The organism is Nocardia mikamii NBRC 108933, assembly GCF_001613505.1.
Lineage (GTDB): Bacteria > Actinomycetota > Actinomycetes > Mycobacteriales > Mycobacteriaceae > Nocardia > Nocardia mikamii.
On record NZ_BDCM01000006.1, the window covers coordinates 129544 to 155297 of the forward strand.

A 25754-nucleotide genomic window follows, 5' to 3' on the forward strand; every position below is an offset into this window, starting at 1 on the left:
CAGGGGTATCAGGGATATTCTGACTGGTACCTGCGGCAGAAGTTGACAAGTAGCCGATGGTCGAGAGCGACCCGTTCGAAACACAGCGTGATGGTGGTGTCGACGTCGTCACGGAGTTGCATTCTGCGGGTTTCACCGACGTCGAAGAAATCGGACGAGGTGGTTTCGGCCAGGTGTTCCGCTGTACCCAACCGGCGGTGGATCGCACGGTGGCGGTGAAGGTACTGAGCGGCGAACTCGACGAAAACCGGGCGCGTTTCTTTCGCGAGCAGCGAGCGATGGGGCGGCTGACCGGGCATCCGAACATAGTCGACATGCTCGAAGTCGGCGTGACGGGGACCGGCCGCCCGTACCTGGTGATGCCCTATCACGCTCGCGGTTCCCTCGACTCCCGCATCCGCCACGATGGTCCCCTGCCGCTGTCGGATGCGTTGCGGCTCGGGGTGAAGATCGCGGGCGCGCTGGAAACCGCGCATCGCGCCGACATCCTGCACCGCGATATCAAGCCGGGAAACATCCTGCTCACCGACTACGACGAGCCCGCGTTGACCGACTTCGGTATCGCCCACATCGCCGGTGGCTTCGAGACCTCCACCGGCACGATTACCGGTTCCCCCGCCTTCACCGCACCGGAAGTACTGAGTGGGGCCGCGCCCAGCCGGGCATCGGATGTGTACGGGCTGGCGGCCACACTCTTCTGCGCCTTGACCGGGCACGCTGCGTTCGAGCGCCGCAGCGGTGAGCAACTGGTCGCACAGTTCCTGCGCATCACCCGGCAGCCGGTTCCGGACCTGCGCGAGCAGGACATCCCCGACGACGTCAGCTCGATCATCGAAGCGGCGATGTCGCGCGAACCGTCCGATCGCCCCACCGCGGAGTTACTGGGCGAACAACTGCGCCAGGCGGAACGAAGCCATGGATTCACGGTCGACGAGATGGCGCTGCGCAGCGAACCGGGTACCGAGAAGCCGTCCGGGACCCGACCGCTGGGTGGTGCGGGAAACGGTCCCGCCAGCCTTCCGCTCGAGTTGACCAGCTTCATCGATCGGCACTCCCAGGTGACCATGCTCGAGAAACTGCTGACCGGGTCGCGGTTGGTCACCCTGACCGGAACCGGCGGAGTGGGCAAATCCCGGCTCGCACTGCGGATCGCCCACCAGCTCGAGCCGGATTTCCTCGACGGGGTGTGGCTGATCGAGCTGGCCGGCCTGCGCGACGCGACCGCGGTGGTCGATGTCGTCGCCGCCACTCTCGGTCTGCGGAGCTGGGGCCTGGAGCCGACCCTGGACGTCCTCATCCGATATCTGTCCACCCGCGATCTGCTGTTGCTGCTCGACAATTGCGAACACGTCATCGACGCGGTGACGACACTGACCGAATCGCTGTTGCGCGCCTGCCCGCGGATCCGGATCCTGGCCACCAGTCGCGAGGCGCTGAGTGCCGCCGGCGAATCGGTGTTCGCGGTGCCCCCGCTGACGGTTTCGGCTCCGGCGGGCAGGATGGCGCGCCGCGCCGCTCGCGAGGACGCCGTCACGCTGTTCGCCGCACGAGCGGCAACGGCCGTACCCGGATTCGAGCTCACCGAGCGCAACACCGACACCGTTGCCCGGATTTGCTCCCGATTGGACGGATTGCCACTGGCAATCGAACTCGCAGCGGCGCGGCTTCGCGCCATGTCCCCCGAACAGATCCTGTCCCGGCTCGACGATCGCTACGCGCTGCTCACCCGAGGGAGTCGTAGCGCCCCGAAACGCCAGCAGACCCTCCAGTACTGCATCGGCTGGAGCTACGACCTGTGCACCAGGTCCGAACAACGCCTGTGGAAACAGCTTTCGGTATTCGAGGGCGGGTTCGAGCTCGATGCCGCCGAACATGTCTGCGGCCCCGACCTCGGCGACGCGGAACTACTCGATGCCGTGGCCGCGCTGGTGGACAAGTCGATTCTGATCCGCGAAGACACCGACGGAACCGTCCGTTTCCGGATGCTCGAAACCATCCAGGAGTACGGCAGACGCAGGGCGCGGGACGACGGCGACGACGCCGAACCTATTCGCCGCCAACGGGATTGGTGCGAACGACTGGCACTGGCAGCGGATCGGGAGTGGGTGGGCCCACGCCAGCTGCAGTGGGTCGCGCGACTGGAACGGGAGCTGCCCAATCTGGCGAAGGCGCTGGAGTTCAGCGTGTCCGAGGGGGGCGAGAGCGCATTGCGAATGACCGCTGCTCTCTACCCCTTCTGGACCATAAGAGGGCGGCTGACCGAGGGGCGCCGGTGGCTCGAGCACGCCTCGAGCCATACCCCCGACATACGAACCGTCGACCGAGCCAGAGTGCTCTACCAGGCCGTCGAGACAGCCGCGATTCAAACCGACTTGTCTGCCATCCCCGAGAAAATCGCACAACTGGAAAGTCTGGCCGACGACCTCACCGACCCTCTCGTCACCGCCCTGCTCGCCCACGCGCGGGGATACGAGTGCCTGGCGAGCGGGGACCTGTCTCGTGCGAGCGCCCTGCTCACCGAGGCCATCGACATCTACGCGAAGGCCGGCGAATCGGGGCTGCAACTCGACGCCCAGATCTCGCTCGGATGGTCGTACACACTGCAGAACGACACCGATCGCGCCCTCCCGTACTTCCGCGAGGCTCTCACCGCCACCGAATCGGCCGATGAGACCATGCGTCGATCCTGGACACTGTGGGCTGTGGGGTTCACATTGTGGCGCCGGAACGAAACCGGCCGCGCCACAAGTTATTTGAAAGAGGGGATTCGCGTCGCACGACTGCTGGGTGACCCTCTCGCCGCCGCGGCTTGCTCGGAAATCCTGGCCTGGCTGGCCGCCGAGGACCGTCAGTTCCGGCGCGCGGCGGTATTGATGGGTGCTGCCGATGCCTCGAGCAGCGTCGCGGGCAGCTCGGCCTTCATGTTTCACGATCTGCTCGGCTACCGTGAAAACTCCGAACGGAGCAGCCGCACGGCGCTGGGATCACGAACCTTCGACACCGCCCGCCGACAAGGCGCGGCGATGGACTTCGATACGGCGGTGTCCTTCGCCCTCGGCGAGGGAGGCGACATCGCCGGGCCGACAGCGCATTCGGACCGGCGACTGACCAAGCGGGAACGCCAAGTCGCCGAACTCGTCGCCCAGGGTTGGACCAACAAGGCGATCGCCGCCAGGCTGGTGATTTCGCAACGCACCGCGGAAGGCCATGTCGAACATATCCTGACCAAACTGGGCTTCACCTCACGCGCCCAGATCGCCGCCTGGGTCGCCGGGCAATCGGCGGTGTGAACAGGCCACGTCAGCCGCTGCCCGTCGGCGGTTCACCGATCATTCGTGTTCCTCGTGGGGATCGGGAGTCAGGCGCGCGCCCAGTTCGGGGAAGGTGCGTATCGCTTGCAACGCGGCCGCCAGCTCGGCGACGGTCGCCGGGTCGTCGAGTTCGCCGTCCAGACGCTCCTCGAGCCGGCGCATCCGATAACGGACGGTGTTCTCGTGGCAGTACAGCACGCGCCCGGCCTCGGCAGCGGAGGAGCGAGCGTTCAGCCACGCCTCCGCCGTCGTGATCAAGGTACTGCGATCGTCGTCGGCCATCGTGAGCACGCGACCCAGGACCCGCCTGACGAAACGGCGGGTCGTATCGAGGTTGCCCATCACGAGCTCGGCCATGGGGGTGTCGGATAGCTGGCGTACGCCGGTGGCGTCGGGTTCGAACGTTTCCACTGCGATTTTCGCGAATCGCAGTGCGCGCGGTGTCCGGTCGAGCCGGCTGTACGGGGGGCTCACCCCGACTCGAGCAGACGCGAATTTGGCGACCAGCGAACGAATTTCGTCGGTGCGGCGCCGGCCGCAGGAGAGGATGACGATCTCGTGTTCCGGCCCGGTTCGCCACGCGGAGGCCACATCGAGTGCACGCAGCCGTTCCTCGAGTCCGGGCAGCGCAGGCAGGCCGAGCTCCGGTGTCTCGGCGACGACGACGAGAAATGAACCGTCATAAGGCATATCGAGCAACTTCGCGATTTCCCAGGCGGTGTGGTTCTCCTCGGAAGGACCGTTCAGCAGGGCCGCCACCAGCGCCGAGCGCCGCCGATCCGCGAGAATCACGGCCTCGCCGACCGCGGCGCGGTAGGACTCGGTGAGCGCGGTCGAATAGTCGTCGGCCATGGCCCAGATTTCGGTCGCCACGTTGAGCAGGGCATCGAGCGAACACTGCCCCGAGGCACGGGCGGACTCGAGCAGTCGCTGCCAGAGAAAGGCGAATCCGAGCCGGAAAGCCCGCAATACCTCGGGCAGCGGCGCCCCTTGTCCGGCGCGCTCGCGGCCGGTCGAACGCGGTGCCAGAAGTTCCGGCGTCCGGCCGTGCGCCAGCCGATGCAGCATGTACTCGAGGTTCGATCGGGTCGACCGGCGCAGTTCCGCGCGCGGCACCACGCCCGGCTCACGGTAGATCTCGATCTCGTCGACGATGCGCTCGACCAGGTCGTCGGTCAGTTCATCGAGCCGCCCGGTCAGTCCGTTCGCTATCGGCGCTGTCAAAGGATCGGGAAGGCTGCGGGGCACGATGCGTAGGCTACGGCCATGCGCGACCGGCGAGAATATCGCCGGGCACAGATTTCCCGGTTGTCGGCTGTCGCCCGCCCTATAGGCCCGGCGCTGTCGGATGCAGACGATTGTGGATGTGACCAACCTCGCCATGAATCTCAAGGACGCCGCCGGTCAGTTTCCGGACCGTGCCGCGGTCCGCCTCGACGATCAGGTCCTGACCTACGCCGCGTTCGACGATGTGAGCGCCCGCGTGGCCGGGCGTCTGCGCGACCTGGGCGCGCGGCCCGGTGACCGAGTCGCGATGATGCTGCCCAATGTCACCGCGTTCCCGATCATCTACTACGGCATCCTGCGGGCCGGCCTGATCGCGGTGCCGATGAATCCCCTCCTGAAGGAACGCGAAGTCCGGCACCACCTCGCCGACTCGGGCGCTCGGCTCCTCTTCGCGTGGCATACCGCCGTCCCCGAGGCCACCGCCGGAGCGGCACAGACGCAGGTGCGCGTTCTCACCGTCGCCGACGACGCGGTGACCGAGTTCGCCTCGTGGCGGGACTCCCCGGAAGTGACGGTCCGCGACGACGAGGACACCGCGGTGCTGCTCTACACCTCCGGCACGACCGGCACCCCCAAAGGCGCGCAGCTGACCCACGCCAACCTGCGGGCAAACGCCGCCGTCGCCGCACGCACATTGCTCACCGCGACCCCGGACGACGTGATCATGGGCTGCCTGCCCCTGTTTCACGCCTTCGGGCAGACGTGCTGCCTCAACGTCGCCGTGCTCAGCGGAGCCACCATCACATTGACCCCACGCTTCGACCCGGAGCTAGTGCTGAAGCTGATCGAACGCGACGGCGTCACCATCTTCGAAGGCGTGCCGACGATGTACGTCGCCATGCTCGGCGCGGGCCCCGGCATCGCCGACACCGGCACGTTGCGGCTGTGCCTGTCCGGCGGCGCGGCACTCCCGGTCGAAATCCTGCGGGGATTCGAAGAGCGATTCGGCGTTCCGGTCCTCGAAGGGTACGGACTGTCGGAGACCTCGCCGGTCGCCTCGTTCAACCGCGTCGGCGCCGCTCGGCCCGGGTCGATCGGCACCCCGATCGAGGGCGTGCGGATGCGTGTCGTCGACGCCGACGGCAACGACGTCGCACCCGGTGACGCCGGCGAGATCGCCATTCGTGGACACAATGTCATGCGCGGCTACTGGGATCGCCCCACGGCGACCGCCGAGGCGATCAGGGACGGCTGGTTCCACACCGGCGATATGGCGAAGCAGGACGAGGACGGCTACTTCTACATCCTCGACCGCAAGAAGGACCTGATCATCCGTGGCGGTTTCAACGTCTACCCGCGCGAGATCGAGGAGGTCCTCTACGAACACCCGGCCGTCCTCGAAGCCGCGGTGCTCGGCGTGCCCCACCCGACCCACGGCGAGGAAGTAGCCGCGGTGGTCGCGCTCGCACCGGGTGTCGAAGCGACCGCCGACGACTTGCGCGACTACGTCAAGGCCCGCGTGGCGGCCTACAAGTATCCACGCCAGGTATGGCTGGTCGACGCTCTGCCCAAGGGGCCGACAGGCAAGATCCTCAAGCGCGAAATCGTTGTCCCGCAAGGATTGTGACGGACGAGCTCGCCGGCCCCGAAGGCGATGAAGACTCCTAGCTCAGGGTCTTCAGCGCCGCCGCGTCGTAGGCCTTCAGTTCGTCGATCCGGCCGCCCAGCACCTTGGCTGCCCATTCCGGATCCTGCAGGAGCGCGCGGCCGACGGCGACCAGGTCGAACTCGTCGCGTTCCAGGCGGTCGAGGAGGTTGTCGAGGCTGCCGAGTTCGGCGCCTCGGCCCGTGAAGGCGTGGAGGAAGTCGCCGTCGAGGCCGACCGAGCCGACTGTGATGGTGGGTTTGCCGGTGAGCTTCTTGGTCCACCCGGCCAGGTTCAGGTCCGAGCCCTCGAACTCCGAGAGCCAGTACCGGCGGGTGGAGGCGTGGAAGGCATCGACACCGGCGGCGGCCAGCGGCGCCAGGATCGCGTCGAGTTCCTGCGGGGTCTCGGCGAGCCGGGCGTCGTAGGCCTCCTGCTTCCACTGCGAGAAGCGGAAGATCACCGGGAAGCCGGGCGATACGGCCGCGCGGACCGCGGCGACGATCTCGGTCGCGAACCTGGTGCGCGCCGAGGGATCTCCACCGTAGGCATCGGTGCGGCGGTTCGTGCGCGCCCACAGGAACTGGTCGATGAGGTAGCCGTGAGCGCCGTGCAGTTCGACCCCGTCGAAACCGATGCGCTCGGCGGCCGCGGCAGCCTCGGCGAAGGCGGCGACGACGTCGTCCAGGTCGCGCTGCGTCATCGCCTCACCGGCCCCCTCGGTACCGTCGACGCGGATGCCGGAGGGGCCCATGGCCGGGGCCTCGGGGTAGGGCTGTTCGCCGTGGTTGCGGACCATGCCGATATGCCACAGCTGCGGCACGATCGTGCCGCCCGCCGCGTGCACGTCCGCGGCGACCTTCGCCCAGCCCGCCAACTGCTCGGCACCGTGGAATCGCGGTACCCGATCACTCTGACCGGCCGACCCGTGGCCGACGTAGGTCCCCTCGGTGACGATCAGGCCGACACCGGCGGCAGCCCGGCGCGCGTAGTAGGACCGCACCTCGTCACCGGGGATACCGCCCGGGGAGAACATGCGCGTCATCGGCGCCATCACGATGCGGTTGGGGATGGTGAGACTGTTCAGGGACACGGGCCGGGACAGGATCTCCGCTGCGCGGGAGACGTCGGACGCGGTGACGGGCACGGGATGCTCCTCGTAGAAACTTGACAACGTTGATGGTTGATAACCTCAAGCAATTTCCACGGTAGGGGTGAATAGTTGAGATGGTCAAGTTTCGGGACGTAGGATGAATCGCATGGCAGAGGTCCCGCACGTCGACACCGGCCGGCTCATGGAGCTGCTCTCGGTGTCGCTGGGCGTGTACTACAGCGACTTCACGGCCGCAGCGGCGAGTGAGAACCTCACCGCGAGTCAGGGCAAGGCATTGACGGTGCTGCGCCGGGGCCCCGCCGCGATGCGCACCCTGGCCGAGATACTGGCGTGCGACGCGTCCAACGTCACCGGGATCATCAACCGGCTGGAGAAGCGGGGGCTCGTGCGCCGGGAGGCCAGCGCATCGGACCGCCGCGTGACCAATCTGGTCATCACCTCCGAGGGCGAGCGTGCCGTCGACGCGATCCGCGCGAAAATGCACCGGACCCGAGAAGGCTTGAGCAGGCTCGGCGACGAGGACCGAGCCCGGCTGCACACGCTCCTGGACCGGGCTTTCGTCCAGCCCTGACGTCCGACAGAACCGGGTCCTCGATCGAGACGACGTGCGCGGGCGGATGCCCCGGCGTCCAAGGTGTTCCACACCACCCGGGTACAACGCGTCGCGCGCATCGCGGAGGACATCGTGTGCGCGTGGGGCGATCCCGCGGACCCGGTCACGGCGCACACTCTGAAGGCGCTGGACGTGGATGCCGAGCGGAACGTCGTGATCACCTTCGGCGGGGGGGTGAACGAGGTGATGCGCGACATGGTTTCCGAGGTCGCCCTGGGCCTGCCGAAAGTCGCTCGCAGGTAAGGGCGTACCCGTCGGCGGAAACCGGCGATCACCCGGCAGGATTGGCCGGGCGGTTTCACACTGGTGCGGTGACCGACTACCTGCTGCGCCCGATCGGATTCGTCGAATCCGAGCTCACGGACCTCGCTCCCGCACCGCGCCAGGCCGACGAGGGCGCCCCACCGGCGTGGGTGGTGCTCGACGACCGTTACGCCGAAGCGCTGAAAGGCCTCGCGCCGGGTATGGACCTGGTACTGCTGACCTGGCTCGACCGCGCCGACCGGGACACTCTGGCAGTCCATCCCCGGGGGGACACGAGCCGACCGCTCAGCGGTGTCTTCAGCACGCGCGCACCACACCGTCCCAATCCGATCGGGCTGCACGAGGTCCGGATCCTGTCCATCGCCGGTACCCGGGTCCGCGTCGCCCACCTGGAAGCCTTCGACGGGACTCCGGTTCTCGACATCAAGCCCGTTCTGACCGCGTCCGCGGCGAACCGGTGAGATGAGAGCGTCCGGCGCGGTCGCCGGCCGGTCGGTGGCGGGGCGCCGAGGTCAGTCGTTGTCGCACAGCGCTTTCAAGGTCCGCGGGACTTCCTCGGCCGGTAGATAGCATCCGGTCTGCTCGAAACCGCCGATCGTGTGGGTGGTGTAGTCGCCGTAGCCGATACGCAGGAAGTCGTCGCCGCTGAGGCCGTGCACGGTCCAGTCGAAGGCCACCCGAGCTCGGGCGACGAGTGTGCGCAGGGCCATCAGGTGATAGCCGCGCGTGACGAATTGTGCTGGGATACCGCGCAATCCGATCTTCAGCGGACGCGCCACCGCATCGGCGCCGCCGAGGTCGACCACCATGCCGAGGTCCTGATGCCGGTACGGCGTGGGCCGGCCGCCACGCAGCACGGCCACCAGATTCCTACCGAGGTGGCGGCCCTGGCGCATCGCGTGCTGCGCGGTGGGAGCGCACAGGGTGCCCGCATCGGCGGTCAGGTCGGGAACCGCCGCCGCATCGCCACAGGCCCACACACCGGTGAGTCCCGGCACGGTGAAATCGGCTTCGGCCACGATGCGGCCCTTCGTCGTCGCCGCGCCCAGATGTCCGGCGAGGGGACTGGGCACGACACCTGCGGTCCACAGCACCGTCCGCGTCGGGATGAACCGGCCGTTGGTGAGCTGAACACCATGGGCGGTAACCTCTTTCGCCGACGCACCGGTGATCAGTTCGATGCCCCGATCGGCCAGATTCCGCTTGGCCTGTTCCCCGAGTCGCTGTCCGAGTTCGGGCATGATCCGGTCGCCGTGCGTGACCAGATGCCAGCGCACCATGCCGGATTCCAGCTTCGGGAAATACCGGCGCGCGGCCGCCCGGGTGACCTTGTTGAGCACCGCCGCGGTCTCGGTACCGGCGTATCCGGCGCCGATGGTGACGAAGTTCAGGCGCTCCCGATCTTCCTCCTCACCACCGCGCACGGCCGCGATATCCAACTGCTGCAGGACGTGGTCACGCAGGAACATGGCCTCGGCGAGCGTCTTCATCCCGAATCCGTACTCGTCGAGTCCGGGCACGTCGAGGACGCGGGTGATGCTGCCCGGAACGAGCACCAGATGGTCGTAGTCGAGAGCACTTTCGGTCCCGGCCGACCCGCGGACCACGACCTGCCGGGTATCCGGATGCACCCCGATCGCCATACCCGGAACCACCTCGGTGCGGCGCAGCACCCGCCGCAGCGACACCGTGATCGACCGCGGATTCAGCACACCCGATGCGACCTGCGGCAGCAGCGGCAGATAGAGCAGCCCCGCATCAGGTGTCACGAGTTGGATGAACGCTTCGTCGGCGCCGAGATGCCGTTCCAGATAGCGGGCACATTCGACGCCGGAGAAACCACCGCCGATGATCACGATCTTCGCGGGACTCACGAATTCACTCTACTGATCGCATCGAAGACGCAGGTCCGAGTTCCTCGACGGGCCGAGGTTGTGGTCGTGGCGGCGAAAGTCGAATCGGCTCAACGCATCACCGCGACAGCTCACCGGACAGTTACCCCTACGCCGTGGCGTCCGGGACCGGGCGGGCCGGGGGTTGCGGCGCCAGCTGGACACCGGCCAGACCGGTCCAGCACAGGCTGGCGGTCGTGGCGACGGCCTCGTGTTTGGGCAGGGGTTTGCCGGTGGCGACCCAGTCCCGCGCACACGACTGGGCGATCGCGACCAACTCGGCCGTGATCAGCCATCCGTGTTCGGCGTGCGGCAGCGGATGCGGTGCCAGCGCCCGGGCGAGCGTGTCGATGCAGATGGTGGCGGCCTGATGTGCGATGCGCTGCGCCGACGGTTCGTCGGCCACCGCGGCGCCGGCCAGCAGGACGGCGCTGCGGGGCCGGGTGTCGGCGTAGTCGAACACCGCCGACACCGAGGCCTCCACGATCGATCGCATGCCCTCGGCGGGTTCGAGTGCGGCGGTGAGCGTCTCCTCCAGTTCCTGCATCGCCTCGTGCAGCACGGCCAGATACAGTTCCAGCTTGCTCGAGAACGACTTGTACAGGACGGGCTTGCTGATCCCGGCCCGGCAGGCGATCTCCTCCATGCCCGCGGCCCGATACCCGCACGCGGCGAACAAACCCGCCGCCGCGGCCAGGATCACCCGCCGGCGTTGCTGCCTGGCCTGCGTCATCTGTCTGTCCACCACCTGGCACCTCCTGCGCCCACGGTACCGACGCCTCGGTTCGGTACAACCGCGGCCCGCACGATGACGCCGGTTTCGCCCCCACGCGCCGCGAGGACGCCGTCGCTTCGGGACGCGCGAAGCAACACCCGTCCGGCCGCGCCTACGGAGCGAGGACGATTCGCCCGAACACTTCGCCCGCGTCCATCTTCCGGTGCGCGAGAACGGCATCGTCCAACGGAAGTATCTCGTGGACCACCGTGCGGAGTTCGCCGCGCCCGGCGGCGGCGAACTGTTCTGTACGGACGGCGCGGCGATCGGATTCGGCGACGGTGTCCGCGCTGAAAGTGGCGAAGGACAACGACTTTCGGAACGCGGCCATCATCCGCATGCCGAAGTCCGCCGCAGGGTGGCCGCCCACGACCCCGACCGCCACCATGCGCCCGTTCGGTTTCAGATGGGCGAAGAACGAGGGCAGGTCCGCACCGGCTACGACATCGATGATGACCTCGTAGCCCGCCGGAGCCTCCGCTCCTCCCTCCCCCGAGCGGTCCAGGACGTGGGTCGCGCCGAGTCCACGCAAACGGTCGCCACGGCCGGCCGACGACGTCGTCACCGCCACCGCGCCGGCGCCGCCGCGGGACGCGAGTTGAACGGCGGTGACCCCGATACTGCCGGCCGCACCCCGGATCAGGACCGACTCACCGGGAGAGAAACGGGCGTGCGCCAGGGCGAAATGGGCGACCACTCCGGAACTCCCGAGCGTGGCCGCCCGAGTCGCCGCCTCCCGCCGCTTCGCCGCCTTCGTGATCCGAGCCTTCGCCACCACCGCCGAGACCGCCCCACTTCCCCCCGTCGCGCGCACAGCGCCCCCGATCATCTGACGCACGCCGATACCGCGTAGGTGGTACGGGTCACTGCTTTTCGGTCGCTCACCGGCCGATTGCCGGGCGGGCGGGCGGCGCATGTAACCTTTCCTCCCAGGAACTCGCACCTGAGGCGGGTTCACCCCAGCCTGGTGTGGTCAGAAGGGAGATACCGATGGGTAAGCGTGGGCGTAAGAAGCGCAGCCGCCGTAAGAACGCGGCCAACCACGGCAAGCGGCCCAACTCCTGAGCCGTCGCGCCGTGCGCCCCGGGACCGCCCAGCGGACTCGGTGCACTGCTGAAAACGACAATGCGGCACGCCATCGTGGATGGCGTGCCGCATTCGTCTGTGCGGTCAGGACTCGCGTTCGACCCGCGTTTCGGTGATCGTGATCGACCGCCGGATGTCGAGAGTGAGCCGCTCGCGCAGGGATTCGGGGGCACGATCCCCACCACATTTACGGCTCAGCAGGCGCTTGAGCTTCTCTTCCAGACCGTATGCCTCGATACACGGCGAGCAATGGTCCATGTGGTGCTGCAATCGCGCCCGCGTGGCCTCGTCGCATTCGCCGTCGAGGATCAGCCAGACGTCGGTGAGTACCGCCGAACAGTCCAGTTCCATCTCGTCCCCGGCACCCCGATCGTCGTGCTCGTGCCCACTCGTGCTCACTGGGTTACCTCCTGACGCGCCCCGTTGCCCGTTCGGTTCCGGTCGAACCCCCGCTCGTGCGCGACATCGGCCAACAGCCCCTTGAGCTGTTTGCGCCCGCGGTGCAGCCGGGACATGACGGTGCCGATCGGAGTCCCCATGATGTCGGCGATCTCCTTGTAGGGGAAGCCCTCTACATCGGCGTAGTACACCGCCATCCGGAATTCCTCCGGCAGCGACTGCAGTGCCGCCTTGATGTCGTCGTCGGGCAGCGCCTCCAGCGCCTCCATCTCCGCCGAGCGCAGACCGGTGGAGGTGTGCTCAGCCGTGGCGGCGAGCTGCCAGTCCGTGATCTCGTCGGTGGGGTACTGCGCGGGCTGGCGCTGCTTCTTGCGATAGGAGTTGATGTAGGTGTTGGTGAGGATCCGGTACAACCAGGCCCGCAGGTTGGTGCCCTCCCGGAAGGACCGGAAGCCCTGGTATGCCTTGGCGAAGGTCTCCTGCACCAGATCCTCGGCGTCGGCCGGGTTGCGGGTCATCCGCAGGGCCGCGCCGTAGAGCTGATCCAGCAGCGGCAGCGCGTCGCGCTCGAAGCGCCGCGCGAGTTCGGCCTCGTCGGCTGTGGAGCGCACGGTCGAATCGCCGTCGATCTCCGCGTCCTCGCGAGCCTGCGCGTCCTCGGACGCCGAGTCGTCGTCCACCGGGTCGTCGGGGATCTCGATATCCTCCGGCCGGGAACCGCCCGCGGTGTCACCGCGGGGGCGATCGGCCGCCAGTTCGTCGTCGCTCGTCACGGAAGTCCCTTCGGTCGCCGTAGCATCTGAATCTACCGCGCGCGAGGGCCGCCGATCGAACCCGGTGTCCGGGACGATGATGTCGATCAGCGGGTACGACAGCGTGTCACCGGTCGTTACCGGGCGTTCGTCGACGAGGACGGTCACCGGCATCTCCTTCGAACTTTTCCGATCTCGAGCGGCTGCGAAGGCAGCTGCGCTGTGCTGGCGGAACAGTGCAACATGCACGACCCCGACTGTGTTCCCACCGGACGCGTCACATCGGGCGCACACGCGATTGCCGGGTGTGAACCGGCGCCGCTAGGGTGACCGGCATGGCCGCATCGACACCCGCGATCCGGGCGCTGACCCAGGCGAAGGTGACGCATGTGGTGCATTCCTATCCGCACGATCCGCGCAGCGATTCCTACGGCGACGAGGCCGTCACCGCCCTGTCGGAGCGGGTGGGTGTGACGGCCGCTCAGATCTTCAAGACGCTGATCGTCGAACTGTCGACCGGCACGCCCGCGGTCTCGGTGCTCCCGGTTCCGCAGTCGCTGTCGCTGAAGGCGGCGGCCGCGGCGCTGGGCGCACCCAAGGCCGCCATGGCCGACAAGGCGAAGGCCCAGCGCATCACCGGTTACGTCCTGGGCGGAGTGTCGCCGCTCGGACAGAAGCGGGCACTGCCCACCGTGGTGGACGAATCCGCTCTGACCTGGGATCGCATCCTTGTCAGCGCCGGCAAGCGCGGGCTCGAGATCGAACTCGCCCCCGGCGAGCTGATCCGGCTGACCGGCGCGGTCACAGCGCCCATCGTCGCCTGATTCTCGCAGTCTGTGAGATCCGACCGCACGGATCGGAAATATTTGCGTGTAACAACTAGTTGGTGTATACAAATAGTTGATTGATGCAAGTAGTTTTCGGCCGGTACCCGGTCGAGCGGGCGACAGCGGGAGGTCCGATATATGGACAGCGAGCAGGTGATCGATCAGATCGCCCAGCAGCTGATTCGTCTGGGGCGGATCCGGGAGCGGACGAACGCCCAGGTGGCGGCGGCCTCGCACGGCGACGTCGACCTTTCGGCCTACCGCATCATCTTCCGACTGCTCTGGGACGGTCCGATGCGCTCCGGCGCGCTGGCCGAGGCCATGTACTCCGACGCTTCCACGATCAGCCGCCAGGTGGCGGCCCTGGTCAAGCGGGGCCTGCTGCGCCGCGAGGCCGATCCCAGCGACGGCCGCGCCAGCGTCCTGATCGTCACCGACGCCGGTAAGGAGATGGCCGCCCAGTTGCGCGCGCGGCGCAACGAGATGATCGGCCGCATCCTGACCGGCTGGAACGACCCCGACCGCGAGCGGTTCGCGGTCCTGCTGCACCGCTTCGTCGACGACTACGAATCCGCGCGACCGGCGATGCTCACCCTCCCCTCCCCCACGGAAGGCCCTGCGACGGAGAAGAATTCGTGACCACGACCACCACCCCGGCCGCAGCCGGCACCGCACCGAACGCCGCGGGCTTCACCCACCGGCAGGTGCTGGTGATCATGAGCGGCCTGATCCTCGGCATGCTGCTGGCCTCACTGGACCAGACCATCGTGTCCACGGCCATCCGCACCATTTCCGACGACCTCAGCGGCTATTCACTGCAGGCCTGGGTCACCACCGCCTACCTCATCACCGCCACCCTCAGCACGCCGCTGTACGGGAAATTGTCGGACATGTTCGGGCGCAAGCCCTTCTACCTGGCGGCGATCGCCATCTTCGTCGCCGGGTCGCTGCTGTGCACCATGGCGCAGTCGATGTACGAACTGGCCGCCTTCCGCGCATTCCAGGGGCTGGGCGCGGGCGGGCTGATGTCGCTGGCGCTGACCATCATGGGCGATATCGTCTCCCCCCGTGAGCGCGCCCGCTATCAGGGCTACTTCCTGGCCGTCTTCGGCACCTCGAGCGTCGTGGGGCCCGTGCTGGGCGGCCTGTTCGCCGGTCAGCCGGCCATTCTGGGCATCGACGGCTGGCGCTGGGTGTTCCTGGTCAACGTGCCGATCGGGCTGCTCGCCTTCGCCGTCGTCACCAAGGTCCTGCATCTGCCGCGCCGCCCGCATCCCGGTGTGCGGATCGACTGGTGGGGCGTGCTGATGCTGGCGGTCGGCATCGTCCCGCTGCTGGTCGTGGCCGAGCAGGGCCGGGAATGGGGCTGGGGCAGTCCCGACGCCATCGCCTGCTATCTCATCGGCGCGGTCGGCGTTCTCGGCTTCGTCGCGGTCGAGGCGAAACTCGGCGATCTGGCCCTGATCCCGTTGCGGATGTTCAAGAATTCGACCTTCGCTCTGGGCGTGGTCATTTCGTTCGTGGTCGGTGCCGCCATGTTCGGCGGGATCTCCCTGCTGCCGCAGTATCTGCAGGTGGTGCGCGGATCGAGTCCGACCGTCGCCGGACTCCAGATGCTGCCCATGGTGCTCGGGATGATGACGGCCTCGGTCATCGCGGGCCAGACGATCTCGCGCACCGGCCGCTACCGCATCTTCCCGCTGATCGGCGCCGGCCTCCTGACGCTCGGACTGTTCCTGCTGCACCTGATCGGCGCCGACAGCCCGTTGTGGCTGGTGATGGTCTTCATGGCGATCACCGGCTCCGGCCTCGGCAACCTCATGCAGCCGCTCACGCTGGCATTGCAGAACGCGTTGCCGCCGAAGGATATGGGCGTGTCCACCGCCGCGGCCACCTTCTTCCGGCAGATCGGCGGCACCCTGGGCGTGGCGGTTTTCCTGTCCATTCTGTTCGCACAGCTGACACCGCATATCAGCGACGAATTACACAGCGCGGCAACACAACCGGCCTACCAACAGGCCGTGATCGACGGTGCGCACAGCAGCGATCCGGCCGACGCGGCACTGTCGAAGGGCTTGCTGTCCCACGATGTTTCGGCAGCGGGACAGGTGATGAGCGACAGTTCGGTGATCCAGCGGTTGAATCCGACGCTGGCCCGCCCGTTCCAGGTCGGTTTCGCCGATTCGATGGACACCGTCTTCCTGGCCGTCACCGCCATCGCCGGGATCGCGCTGCTGCTGGTGATGTTCTGGAAGGAAGTGCCACTACGCACGGCGGGTGGACTGCAGGCGAGTGCGGAGACCAGCGAGCCGCGTGGCCCGGCCGATGCCGACTCCGCTCCGGTGGGCGGCGAGAAGGCCGAACCGACCGCGACAGCGGTGCGGACAGAGCCGGATCCGGCGGCGACTCTACAGAGGTGATCCGGCGCGGGCGGCAACACTCCGCTGGACACGCTGCGCCACACCCCACGATTCCCGCCAATTACCCGAAGCTCACCCGTCTCTGTGCGTTACTTGTCGGGCAGTTCGTTGTCCCCCGATTCGTTCCGAACCGAGGATGTGATGCGAAATGAACCATCGTCCGCGCGTACGTAGCCTGCTCGCAGCGACCGCCGGCGCCGCACTGCTCACCCTGGGATCCGGTCTGCTGACGGCAGCGCCCGCCGGCGCTGCTCCGAGCGCGCCGGTCCCCGTGCACGATCCGAACTATCCGCTCGGCGGCGACGCCGAACATCCGGGCACGCCGGAGCAGGATCCGCAGGCGGACAAGGCCGAGAAGCTGGGCGGCCACGCCGCCACCGACATCATCGAACTGGCCACCGACACCACCACGAAGATCGTCGAGATGGGCGCCGATGTCCTGAAATGTGGGCTGAATATCGCGATGCCATCCGTGAAATGTGACTAGCGGCACGCGAACAGCGCCGGGCCGGGTTCAGATCAGGCTGATCTGCCCGGCCTGTTCGCTGCCCGCACCCGGTACCGGCTCCAGCAGCTGCGGACCGTTGTTGCGCACCGAATTCACCAACGGTGACACCGGCCGCGCGACGATCGACGAAATCACCTGTGGCTTCGGGGTTTCCAGCAGTTCGTGCGGCGCCGGATGGTCGGGGTCGAGCCAGGCGTCCCAGTGTTCGCGCGGCATCATCAGCGGCATCCGATCGTGGATGCGGGTCAGATCGCCCACCGCGTCGGTGGTGAGGATCGTACAGGACATCAACGGGGCCATATCCCGCTGCGCCGGGTCCCGCCACACCGACCACAGGCCGGCCATGTACAACCGGTTCCCCTCCGCATCCGACATGTAGTACGGCTGCTTCACAGCCTTGCCGGACCCGGTGGGGTGTGGTTCGGTGAGCCACTCGTACCAGCCGTCCATCGGAACCAGGCAGCGGCGCTTCTTCACCGAATCCCGGAACGAGGGTGCGGTGGCGGCACGGTCGGCGCGGGCATTGAACAGCGGCTTGCCCTTGGCCGGAACCCCCGGTTCGGCAGCCTTGCTCCACACCGGGATCAGACCCCAGCGCATGCGACGGAGGCGCAACGCCGGATCGTCGTCGGGGTGGTCGTGATCGTGGCGGCGCACGACGGTGAGGATCTGATTCGTCGGGGCGACGTTGTAGTTGGCGCCGTTTCCGGATTCACCGCCGCGCGCCGGCTTTCCCGCGGCCTCGCCACTCGGCGCCCCGTCGGCGGTTTCGTCGAGGGCGTCGAGTTCGACCGCCAGCCTGGCGGGATTCGCCGTGGTCGCATATCTGCCGCACATATCTCCATGCTGCCATTCCGGACCGACAGAATCCGTAGGCTCGGCTATACCCGCACAACGAGACGAATCCAACTGAAGGCGATTGACATCACATCTTGAATGTGAGAACTTTTTGCCATAACTCTCTCATTAGGGGTCGCCGAATCATGTCCACCACCGAGTCCACCGCCACCACCGAGTCGGCACAGGCAGCCGAAACCGCTCTGCCCACCGAGCTCTCCTCACTGAATCCGGCCACGGGCGAGATCATTGCCACGCACCCCATCGCCGACGACGAGGCGGTGCGCGCGGCCGTCGCCAAGGCCCGCGCGGCCGCCGCGACCTGGGGCGGCCTCGGTTTCGCCGACCGCAAGCGGGCGCTGCTGCGCTGGTCCAGCCGCCTCGTCGCCCGTGCCGACGAATTCTGCGATCTGATCCACGCCGAGAACGGCAAACCGCGCGACGACGCGTACCTGGAATTGATGCTGGCCCTCGAACACATCGCCTGGGCCGCCAAGAACGCCGAGAAGGTCCTCAAACCGAAGAAGGTCTCGCCCGGCGCGCTGATGTCGAATTTCGCGGCGTCGATCGAACAGCGGCCGCTGGGCGTGGTCGGGGTGATCGGCCCGTGGAACTACCCCGTCTACACCCCGAACGGCTCGCTCGCCTACGCGTTGGCCGCCGGCAACACCGTGGTGTTCAAGCCGAGTGAATACTCCACCGCGATCGGCAATTTCGTCGGTCAGGCCTTCGTGGACGCCAACCCCGATCTGCCCGAGGGCGTTTTCGTCACGATCAACGGCTTCGGCGCGACCGGTGCCGCGCTGGTGCGTGCCGGAGTCGACAAGATCGCCTTCACCGGCTCCACCGCGACCGGTAAGAAGATCATGGCCGCCGCGGCCGAAACACTGACTCCGGTGCTGCTGGAATGCGGCGGCAAGGACGCGGTGATCGTCGCCGCCGATGCCGATATCGCGGCGGCAGCCGACGCCGTGGCCTACGGCGCGACGATGAACAGCGGCCAGACCTGCGCCGGCGTCGAACGCGTGTACGTCGACAAGTCGATTCGCGAGCCGTTCCTGGCCGAGGTGAAGAAGATCCTGTCGAACGTGCACGCCGGATCCGACGACAAGGCCTCCTACGGTCCGATGACCATGCCGTCGCAGGTCGACATCGTGCGTCGGCACATCGAATCGGCCCTGGCCAACGGCGGCACCGCGGTGCTGGGCGGCCCGGAATCGGTGCACGCGCCGTATATCGAGCCGGTGGTGCTGGTCGATGTCGACGAGAGCTCGGACGCCGTCTGCGAGGAGACCTTCGGCCCGACCGTCACCATCCGCACCGTCGACAACATCGACGAGGCGGTCGACCTGGCGAACAACTCGAAGTACGGCCTGGGTTCGGCCGTGTACTCACGCAAGCACGGCCTCGAGATCGCCCGCCGCCTGCGCGCCGGCGCGACCTCGGTCAACTCGGTGCTCGGCTTCGCCGCCATCGCGTCGCTGCCCTTCGGCGGCGTCGGCGACTCCGGTATCGGCCGCATCCACGGCGCGCCGGGTCTGCTGGAGTTCACCAGCCCGCATTCGATCGCGGTGCAGCGCTTCGCCATTCCGGGCATGGCGCTGCTGAGCTACAAGCGCACCGACAGCACGATGAAGCTGCTGCGCAAGGTGGTTCCGCTGCTGCACGGCCGCCACAAGTAGATCCGCGACGGGCAGATCCGCGACGAGTGGATCACGGCCTCGTGATCGGGCCCGCACCCAATGGCGCGGGCCCTTTCGCATGCCGAAATCGCCCATGGCTACCGGCGAGATCCCGCATGAGGCCGCAAATGTCCGAATCCAGCAAATAAACGAGCATACGTCGGAGATCACAAAACCGCGCTCCCTGCACACGGGGTCAGCTCTCATGCGCGAAGATGGTCCGGTGAGTTTCTGGCCCGCGCCCCACATCGACCATGCCGTGCACGCGACCGTCACCCTGCCCGGGTCCAAATCGATCACCAACCGGGCATTGATTCTGGCCGCGCTCGCCGACCGCCCCTCGACGATCACCGGCGCCCTGCGCAGCCGGGACACCGAGTTGATGATCGCGGGCTTGCGCGCGATGGGCACCGAAATCACCGGTGACGGCGATACCCTCGCCGTCACCCCGCCGGCGCAGTTGCACAACGCCACCGTCGATTGCGGACTGGCCGGCACCGTGATGCGGTTCCTGCCGCCGGTGGCCGCGCTCGCGCACGGCGATGTCGCGTTCTTCGGGGACGAGCAGGCGCGGCTGCGTCCGCTGCACACGATTCTCGACGCGCTGCGCAGCCTCGGCATCGACATCGACGGCAACACCCTGCCCTTCGTCGTGCACGGCGCCGGGACGCTGCGCGGCGGGTCGGTCACCATCGACGCCTCCGGTTCCTCGCAGTTCGTCTCCGGGCTGCTGTTGTCGGCGGCGCATTTCGAGACCGGGATCACCGTGCAGCACGAGGGCGCACCGCTGCCGTCCATGCCGCATATCGAGATGACGGTGCAGATGCTGCAGCAGGCCGGCGTGCGAGTGCAGGCGCCGGCCGATCCGCGCAAGGAACAGGTCTGGACCGTCGAGCCCGGGCCGATCCACGCCGTCGACTGGGACGTCGAACCGGATCTGTCCAACGCCACTCCCTTCCTGGCCGCGGCGGCGGTGACCGGTGGTGAGGTGACGATTCCGCATTGGCCGCAGCTGACCACCCAGGCCGGTGACGTGATCCGCGAAATCCTGGTCCGGATGGGGGCCGAGGCGCGGCGCTTCGACGGCAAACTGACCGTGCGTGGCCCGCAGTCCCTCGCCGGTATCGATATCGACCTGCACGATGTGGGCGAACTGACGCCGACCGTGGCCGCCCTGGCCGCCCTGGCCGACTCCCCGTCGCGGCTGCGCGGAATCGCCCATCTGCGCGGACACGAAACCGATCGGCTGGCCGCGCTGACCACCGAGATCAACCGCCTCGGCGGCAATGTCACCGAAACCGAAGACGGGCTGAGCATCGAGCCGGCCCCGCTGAAGGGCGGGCAGTGGCATTCCTACGCCGATCACCGGATGGCCACGGCGGGAGCGATTCTCGGCCTGCGCGTACCCGGTGTGAGCATCGAGGACATCGGCACCACCGCCAAGACGCTGCCCGAATTCGTCACCCTGTGGGAATCGATGCTGGCGGGCGCCGGCGCCCTATCGGGTGAGGGAGCGGCCCACTGAGGCGCCGGGAGTACGACGAATCCGATGTCCGGGTCCGCCCGGGCAGGGGTTCGCGTCCCCGCACCAAGACCCGGCCCGAACACCGGGATGCGGTGGCGGCCATGGTCGTTTCGGTGGATCGGGGTCGGTGGGGTTGTGTCCTCGGTGGCGACCCGGATCGGCATGTGGTGGCGATGCGGGCCCGTGAGCTGGGCCGCACCCCGATCGTGGTCGGCGACCAGGTCGATGTGGTCGGGGACCTGTCCGGTAAACCCGATTCCCTCGCACGCATAGTCCGCGTCGCCGATCGCCGAACGGTGTTGCGCCGCACCGCCGACGACACCGACCCCTTCGAACGCATCGTGGTGTCGAATGCCGAGCAGCTGTTCATCGTTGTGGCGCTGGCCGATCCGCCGCCCCGGACCGGCTTCGTCGAACGCGCCATGGTGGCCGCGTATGCCGGTGGGCTGCAACCGATTCTGTGCCTGACCAAACACGACCTGGCCGCCGATTCCGAATTCGCCTCGGAATTCGCGGATCTGGATCTGACCATCGTCTACGGCGGCCGCGACGATCCGCTGGAACCCATTCACGCACTCCTGCACGATTCGCTGACATGCCTGCTCGGCCACTCCGGCGTCGGCAAGTCGACCTTGGTGAATCGCCTTGTGCCCGATGCGGAACGGGCCGTGGGCACGGTCTCCGGCGTCGGCAAGGGCCGCCACACCTCCACCCAGTCCGTAGCCCTGCCCCTGGCGGGCGGGGGCTGGGTCATCGACACCCCCGGCATCCGCTCCTTCGGCCTCGCCCACATCTCCCCCGACGACGTGATCGCCGCCTTCCCCGATCTGTCCGAGGCCATCGAGGACTGCCCCCGCGGCTGCACCCACCTCGGCCCGCCCGCCGACCCGGAATGCGCCCTCGATGAACTACCGGGCAAGGAACGGCGGGTCGCGGCGATCCGCCTGCTGCTGACGGCACTGAATTCCAACGATCCCTGGGTGGTCGGCAACGGCTGAGGTGGTCAATCGGCCCTTTCCGGGCGCGGAGTCGCCGCCAGGCTCGCCTGGCCGATCCAGTGCGGTACCTGCCGCCGAATCGAGGCCGGGCCCACGATCTCGGTCGTTTCCTCCCGTAGCGCCGCCGCCCAGCTCCGGTCGCCACGCCAGATCTCGGTGAGCTGGCGCAACGTACTGCGCACCGTCGCCGCGACCTCGAATCCGGGGTCGTAGTCGCAGATCGCCGCCGTACCGCGCTCGACCAACAGCCACCAGTGCGCCTCCTTGCCGGGGACATCGGTGAACTCGACCGCCAGAACCGTCCGCTCGTCGGGCCACGCCCGGATCGGTATCGTGCGGCGCATATCCCACAGCAACAGGTGCGGATCCAGATCCCTGTCGCCGAGATCGCCGATCCAGCGCACCCCCCACGCTCCGAGCGCCTGTACGACGGTCGACAGCTCTCGTCCGGCCTCGGTCAGGATATAGGCGGCGCGCCCGTCCACCCCGATCTCGCGACGCAGCACCCCGGACCGCTCCAGCGAGCGCAGACGCCGGGAGAGCAAAGCGGGCGACATCTTCGGATTGCCCCGCCGCAGCTCGTTGAAATGCGTACTACCCAAAAGTAATTCGCGCACGACGAGCAATGTCCACCGCTCGTCGAGGACATCCATTGCCTTGGCGATCGGGCAGAACTCCCCGTAGCCGGACACACAACCAGTAGACCACTCCGCGCGCGCGGGGTACAGATGTTGAACTGGCCGAAGCTACCGCCGCCGCCGGATGCTGGCGATATGACAGCAATCCATCACACCCAGCAATCACCCCTCGACCTCACCGAACGCACTCACGCGCTCTGGGCCCTCGGCGACTATCCCCGCGTCGCCGACACCGTCATCCCCGGCCTGGGCCGGCGCCTGGTTCGAGCCTGCGATATCCGTCCTGGCCGGCGAGTTCTCGATATCGCCGCCGGAGCGGGGAATGCGGCCATTCCGGCAGCCGAAGCCGGCGCGGACGTCATCGCCAGTGACCTGACTCCGGAAATGTTCGACGCGGGCCGGGCCGCGGCGGCCGCCCGCGGTGTCCATCTCACCTGGGAGACCGCCGACGCCCAGGCGCTGCCGTACGACGACGGTCGATTCGACGTCGCCATGTCGTGTGTGGGCATCATGTTCGCTCCGTCGCATCGGGCGGCCGCCGACGAACTGCTCCGAGTGACGGCGCCGAATGCGACGATCGGGCTGATCAACTGGACGCCGGAGGGATTCATCGGCGAAATGTTCGCCATCGCGAAGCGGTTCGCGCCGCCTCCGCCGCCCGGTGCGCAATCGCCGCTGCTCTGGGGCACCGCCGACCACCTCCGGGACCTGTTCGGCGACCGCGTCACCGACCTGCGCATCGAGCGCGAATTCGCGACGGTGGAGTGTTTCGCCGACGGGGACCGCTTCCGTGACTTCTTCAAGGCCAATTACGGTCCCACGGTCGCCGTGTACAAAGCCCTGGCAGGCGACCCGGACCGCATCGCCGAACTGGACCGCGCCCTCGCCGACCTGGCCGCTCGCCACAACCTCGGCGGCGGGCGGATGCGCTGGGAGTACCTTCTGGTCACCGCCCGGCGGGCGTGACGCGATTCCGATTCGCCGCGCGGGCGGCCCCATGTTCGACGAGACGGCCCCGCCGAGTGCCGAGACCGGCCGCGTTCACGCCGAGGTCGGCAGCCGGCGCTCGCCGTGTGTGATCGCCGCGACCAGATCGTCATAGCCGTTGACCAGTTCGGCCACTCGGAACCACGCCGCGTGCAATGCCAGATCGTCGGTGGCGGTTTCCAGCAGGTGCGCGGCACGGGCGTACGCCGCCATGAGCCGATCGATCACGGAACCGACGGTTTCGGTATGGATCGCGGTGCCGTGCCGATGCTGCGGGACGTGGGCTTCGATCCATCGGTCGATCACCCGCACTGTCTCGCGGCGCGATGCCTCGGCCGCGCGGCGATACTCGGCATCCTTCGACTGGGCCGCGCCGGTGTGCAGTTCCGCGAGTTGCCGCGCGAGTGGGTCCAGGGGATGCGCGGCCGGGCGCGAATCACGCACCATCCGCAGCAGCATTTCGGCGGTGGGCAGGCCGCCGATCACCTCGGCGCCGCCTCCTTCCAGCACCAGCAGCGGCGATACCGTGGCCACCCGGGCGCCCTCGGTATCCGAGCGGTCACCGGTCACCGCGAACACCGCCTCTCGGTGCGGCGGTGGATACCGCACCGGAGACCGCCGTCACGGCGGTCTCGGTGACGCGGTGCGGTGAGAATTGCGGCGTCGAACACATGGGCAGCTCCTGGTCGGTGTCGGCCTTCGATGAAACCGACCGTATGCCCCGTATTAGCTGTTCGCCTGCCTCCCGGTTCCCCCTGTTGAGAAGTCACAGACGAGATCGCCGCGGCGTGCTGACGAAGCACATAACCAGTGGATGGCTACGGCGTCAGCACCAACCGTCCGCGCAATCCACCGGCGGACAAACGCTCGTGCGCCTCGGCCGCGCGCTCGAGCGGAAGGACATCGGCGACCCGCAAGGTCAGGCCGAGCGCCGCGAGCTCGGCCAGCGCGGCGCCGTCGGCCCTGATCCATTCCTGATGAATTCTCATGCCGCGCAACGGAACAGGGGCCGGACCACCGGCCACTCCGGCGTACGCGCCGCCGTTGCGGACCGCCGCCGCGGCGCGCACACCCAGGCCCGCGCCGTCCAGCGCGCCACCGACACCTCCGGGAACCAGCGCACGTATCGCTTCGGCGAGGTCGGCGCACTTGCGAGGCACGGTCCATTCGGCGCCGAGTCCGCGAACGAACGCCACATCCTCGTCGGCGACCTGCGCGACCACCCGCAATCCGCCACGCACGCCCAACTCGACCGCGAAACCGCCGACCGCTCCGGCGGCGCCGGTCACCAGCAGCGTGTCACCGGGGCGAAGGTCGAGCAGCGTGAGCGCCTGCTGCGCGGTCAGCGCATTCAGCGGCAGGGTGGCCGCCTCGGTCGCATCGACGTCCGGTGGGGCCGGCGCGACCGCATCGGTATCGAGGATCAGATACTCGGCGTAAGCACCCAGCGACCGGTCGAGCAGGTCACGTAGTCCGATAACCCGTTGGCCTACAACGAATGTCGTGACTCCCGGACCGATACGGTCGACTGTTCCCGCGACGTCCCAGCCGATTCCGATGGTCTCGCGCGGCGCCATCAGCCCCGCGTCGATCAGGGCGCCGCTGCGGGTCGCGATATCCACCGGATTGACCGCCGCCGCCTCCACCCGGATCCGCACCTGCCGGGGCCCGGGTTCTGGCACCGGCACCCGCACCATCTCGAGTGCCTCCGGGCCACCCACCCGCCGAACGACCACTGCCCGCATGCTGTTTCCAGAACTCATGCTGCACAATGTATGGAGAGCTACTCTCCAAAGGGAAGTACGCACTCGAAGGTGCGTATCCCACCCGGAGGAGACCCGTGGCCACCCGAACCGCCGCCCAACGCCGAGCCCAGGCGAGCGCGGACTACGACGCGTACCTGGCGCAATGCCCCGCTCGGCAACTACTGGACCGCATCGCCGACAAATGGGTGAGCCTGGCCGTCAACGCCCTCGCCGACGGCCCCCAGCGCTACAGCGACCTGCAACGCCGCCTCGCCAGCATCAGCCAGAAGATGCTCACCCAAACGCTGCGCAACCTCGAACGCGACGGCCTGGTCTCTCGCACCGCCACCCCCGCGGTCCCGGTCCGCGTCGAATACGAGCTCACCCCACTCGGCCATTCCCTGCTACCGGTGATGCGCGCGGTCAAAGACTGGGCCGAGCAGAACATGGACCGGGTCCACGAGGCCCGCGAACGCTACGAGCGGCAAACCGAAACCGCACACTAGCCG

26 protein-coding genes are annotated in these 25754 nt (G+C 67.9%); 15 read left to right on the top strand and 11 right to left on the bottom strand.

Translation table 11 applies throughout. The features are described 5' to 3' along the window. The first annotated feature begins 56 nt into the window (after positions 1-56). Complete coding sequence (locus tag NMI01S_RS07330) at positions 57-3290, top strand: protein kinase domain-containing protein (protein ID WP_062995235.1); 3234 nt, start codon at positions 57-59, stop codon at positions 3288-3290. A 39-nt stretch (positions 3291-3329) separates the two neighbouring features. On the opposite strand, the gene NMI01S_RS07335 is transcribed toward NMI01S_RS07330, so the two are convergent. Next, the gene (locus NMI01S_RS07335; RefSeq protein ID WP_062995236.1) at positions 3330-4559 is read right to left on the bottom strand and encodes a PucR family transcriptional regulator; all 1230 of its coding nucleotides are present in this window, start codon (positions 4557-4559) and stop codon (positions 3330-3332) included. A gap of 118 nt (positions 4560-4677) precedes the next feature. Here NMI01S_RS07335 and NMI01S_RS07340 point away from each other — a divergent pair, with 118 nt between their 5' ends. Then, positions 4678-6165 (top strand): long-chain-fatty-acid--CoA ligase, encoded by a 1488-nt coding sequence (locus tag NMI01S_RS07340; protein WP_062995561.1) that lies wholly within the window; start codon positions 4678-4680, stop codon positions 6163-6165. Between the two features lie 37 nt (positions 6166-6202). Here the strand turns inward: NMI01S_RS07340 and NMI01S_RS07345 are convergent, their stop codons facing one another. Next, positions 6203-7330 (bottom strand): NADH:flavin oxidoreductase, encoded by a 1128-nt coding sequence (locus NMI01S_RS07345; RefSeq protein WP_062995237.1) that lies wholly within the window; start codon positions 7328-7330, stop codon positions 6203-6205. Between the two features lie 112 nt (positions 7331-7442). Here NMI01S_RS07345 and NMI01S_RS07350 point away from each other — a divergent pair, with 112 nt between their 5' ends. The 3 genes from NMI01S_RS07350 to tsaA all read left to right on the top strand — a co-directional run bounded on the left by NMI01S_RS07350 (position 7443) and on the right by tsaA (position 8635). After that, positions 7443-7868: a MarR family winged helix-turn-helix transcriptional regulator gene (locus tag NMI01S_RS07350; protein ID WP_062995238.1), complete on the top strand. Its 426-nt coding sequence runs from the start codon at positions 7443-7445 to the stop codon at positions 7866-7868. Positions 7869-7931: 63 nt separating this feature from the next. Next, on the top strand, positions 7932-8153 hold the full coding sequence (locus NMI01S_RS07355) for a hypothetical protein (protein ID WP_062995239.1): 222 nt from the start codon (positions 7932-7934) through the stop codon (positions 8151-8153). Between the two features lie 68 nt (positions 8154-8221). Then, positions 8222-8635 carry a tRNA (N6-threonylcarbamoyladenosine(37)-N6)-methyltransferase TrmO gene (gene tsaA, locus NMI01S_RS07360; RefSeq protein WP_062995240.1) on the top strand — a complete coding sequence of 138 codons (414 nt, stop codon included), beginning with the start codon at positions 8222-8224 and terminating at the stop codon, positions 8633-8635. Between the two features lie 51 nt (positions 8636-8686). Here tsaA and NMI01S_RS07365 read toward each other — a convergent pair whose 3' ends face one another. The 3 genes from NMI01S_RS07365 to NMI01S_RS07375 all read right to left on the bottom strand — a co-directional run bounded on the left by NMI01S_RS07365 (position 8687) and on the right by NMI01S_RS07375 (position 11757). Continuing rightward, the gene (locus NMI01S_RS07365) at positions 8687-10048 is read right to left on the bottom strand and encodes an NAD(P)/FAD-dependent oxidoreductase (protein WP_062995241.1); all 1362 of its coding nucleotides are present in this window, start codon (positions 10046-10048) and stop codon (positions 8687-8689) included. Positions 10049-10175: 127 nt separating this feature from the next. Further along, on the bottom strand, positions 10176-10814 hold the full coding sequence (locus NMI01S_RS07370; protein WP_062995242.1) for a TetR/AcrR family transcriptional regulator: 639 nt from the start codon (positions 10812-10814) through the stop codon (positions 10176-10178). Positions 10815-10953: 139 nt separating this feature from the next. Beyond that, complete coding sequence (locus NMI01S_RS07375) at positions 10954-11757, bottom strand: zinc-binding dehydrogenase (RefSeq protein WP_218020939.1); 804 nt, start codon at positions 11755-11757, stop codon at positions 10954-10956. A gap of 74 nt (positions 11758-11831) precedes the next feature. Between NMI01S_RS07375 and NMI01S_RS36515 the strand changes: the two genes are divergently transcribed. Beyond that, positions 11832-11906, top strand: coding sequence for a 50S ribosomal protein bL37 (locus NMI01S_RS36515; protein WP_369801531.1), 75 nt, complete (start codon positions 11832-11834; stop codon positions 11904-11906). Between the two features lie 105 nt (positions 11907-12011). On the opposite strand, the gene rsrA is transcribed toward NMI01S_RS36515, so the two are convergent. Next, the gene (gene rsrA, locus NMI01S_RS07380; protein ID WP_036504643.1) at positions 12012-12278 is read right to left on the bottom strand and encodes a mycothiol system anti-sigma-R factor; all 267 of its coding nucleotides are present in this window, start codon (positions 12276-12278) and stop codon (positions 12012-12014) included. A gap of 44 nt (positions 12279-12322) precedes the next feature. Then, positions 12323-12955, bottom strand: a complete 633-nt coding sequence (locus NMI01S_RS07385; protein ID WP_051024905.1) for a sigma-70 family RNA polymerase sigma factor — start codon at positions 12953-12955, stop codon at positions 12323-12325. A 458-nt stretch (positions 12956-13413) separates the two neighbouring features. Here NMI01S_RS07385 and ybaK point away from each other — a divergent pair, with 458 nt between their 5' ends. The 4 genes from ybaK to NMI01S_RS07405 all read left to right on the top strand — a co-directional run bounded on the left by ybaK (position 13414) and on the right by NMI01S_RS07405 (position 16812). Further along, entirely contained in the window at positions 13414-13902 is a 489-nt protein-coding gene (ybaK, locus tag NMI01S_RS07390) for a Cys-tRNA(Pro) deacylase (RefSeq protein ID WP_062995243.1), read from the top strand. A gap of 141 nt (positions 13903-14043) precedes the next feature. Continuing rightward, positions 14044-14544 carry a MarR family winged helix-turn-helix transcriptional regulator gene (locus NMI01S_RS07395; RefSeq protein WP_062995244.1) on the top strand — a complete coding sequence of 167 codons (501 nt, stop codon included), beginning with the start codon at positions 14044-14046 and terminating at the stop codon, positions 14542-14544. 77 nt (positions 14545-14621) lie between these two features. Beyond that, the gene (locus NMI01S_RS07400; protein ID WP_084512795.1) at positions 14622-16325 is read left to right on the top strand and encodes an MDR family MFS transporter; all 1704 of its coding nucleotides are present in this window, start codon (positions 14622-14624) and stop codon (positions 16323-16325) included. Between the two features lie 148 nt (positions 16326-16473). After that, positions 16474-16812 (top strand): hypothetical protein, encoded by a 339-nt coding sequence (locus tag NMI01S_RS07405; protein WP_062995246.1) that lies wholly within the window; start codon positions 16474-16476, stop codon positions 16810-16812. 27 nt (positions 16813-16839) lie between these two features. On the opposite strand, the gene NMI01S_RS07410 is transcribed toward NMI01S_RS07405, so the two are convergent. Further along, positions 16840-17670 carry an SOS response-associated peptidase gene (locus NMI01S_RS07410; protein WP_062995247.1) on the bottom strand — a complete coding sequence of 277 codons (831 nt, stop codon included), beginning with the start codon at positions 17668-17670 and terminating at the stop codon, positions 16840-16842. Positions 17671-17816: 146 nt separating this feature from the next. Here NMI01S_RS07410 and NMI01S_RS07415 point away from each other — a divergent pair, with 146 nt between their 5' ends. From NMI01S_RS07415 to rsgA, 3 genes are all read left to right on the top strand, one after another. Further along, positions 17817-19352 carry an aldehyde dehydrogenase family protein gene (locus NMI01S_RS07415; protein ID WP_062995248.1) on the top strand — a complete coding sequence of 512 codons (1536 nt, stop codon included), beginning with the start codon at positions 17817-17819 and terminating at the stop codon, positions 19350-19352. A 205-nt stretch (positions 19353-19557) separates the two neighbouring features. Further along, positions 19558-20877: a 3-phosphoshikimate 1-carboxyvinyltransferase gene (gene aroA / locus NMI01S_RS07420; protein ID WP_062995249.1), complete on the top strand. Its 1320-nt coding sequence runs from the start codon at positions 19558-19560 to the stop codon at positions 20875-20877. Then, on the top strand, positions 20874-21875 hold the full coding sequence (gene rsgA / locus NMI01S_RS07425) for a ribosome small subunit-dependent GTPase A (RefSeq protein ID WP_062995250.1): 1002 nt from the start codon (positions 20874-20876) through the stop codon (positions 21873-21875). The genes aroA and rsgA overlap by 4 nt, the downstream gene beginning before the upstream one ends. Positions 21876-21880: 5 nt before the next feature. On the opposite strand, the gene NMI01S_RS07430 is transcribed toward rsgA, so the two are convergent. Beyond that, on the bottom strand, positions 21881-22567 hold the full coding sequence (locus tag NMI01S_RS07430) for a winged helix-turn-helix transcriptional regulator (protein ID WP_062995251.1): 687 nt from the start codon (positions 22565-22567) through the stop codon (positions 21881-21883). An 81-nt stretch (positions 22568-22648) separates the two neighbouring features. On the opposite strand from NMI01S_RS07430, the gene NMI01S_RS07435 reads away from it, so the two are divergent. After that, entirely contained in the window at positions 22649-23479 is an 831-nt protein-coding gene (locus tag NMI01S_RS07435; RefSeq protein ID WP_062995252.1) for a class I SAM-dependent methyltransferase, read from the top strand. A gap of 75 nt (positions 23480-23554) precedes the next feature. Here NMI01S_RS07435 and NMI01S_RS07440 read toward each other — a convergent pair whose 3' ends face one another. Together NMI01S_RS07440 and NMI01S_RS07445 are read right to left on the bottom strand one after the other, a co-directional pair. Then, positions 23555-24070 carry a DUF4254 domain-containing protein gene (locus tag NMI01S_RS07440; protein ID WP_157126076.1) on the bottom strand — a complete coding sequence of 172 codons (516 nt, stop codon included), beginning with the start codon at positions 24068-24070 and terminating at the stop codon, positions 23555-23557. A 248-nt stretch (positions 24071-24318) separates the two neighbouring features. After that, positions 24319-25263: an NADP-dependent oxidoreductase gene (locus NMI01S_RS07445; RefSeq protein ID WP_245716754.1), complete on the bottom strand. Its 945-nt coding sequence runs from the start codon at positions 25261-25263 to the stop codon at positions 24319-24321. A gap of 77 nt (positions 25264-25340) precedes the next feature. Here NMI01S_RS07445 and NMI01S_RS07450 point away from each other — a divergent pair, with 77 nt between their 5' ends. Next, positions 25341-25751: a winged helix-turn-helix transcriptional regulator gene (locus tag NMI01S_RS07450; RefSeq protein ID WP_062995255.1), complete on the top strand. Its 411-nt coding sequence runs from the start codon at positions 25341-25343 to the stop codon at positions 25749-25751. Positions 25752-25754 lie beyond the last annotated feature (3 nt).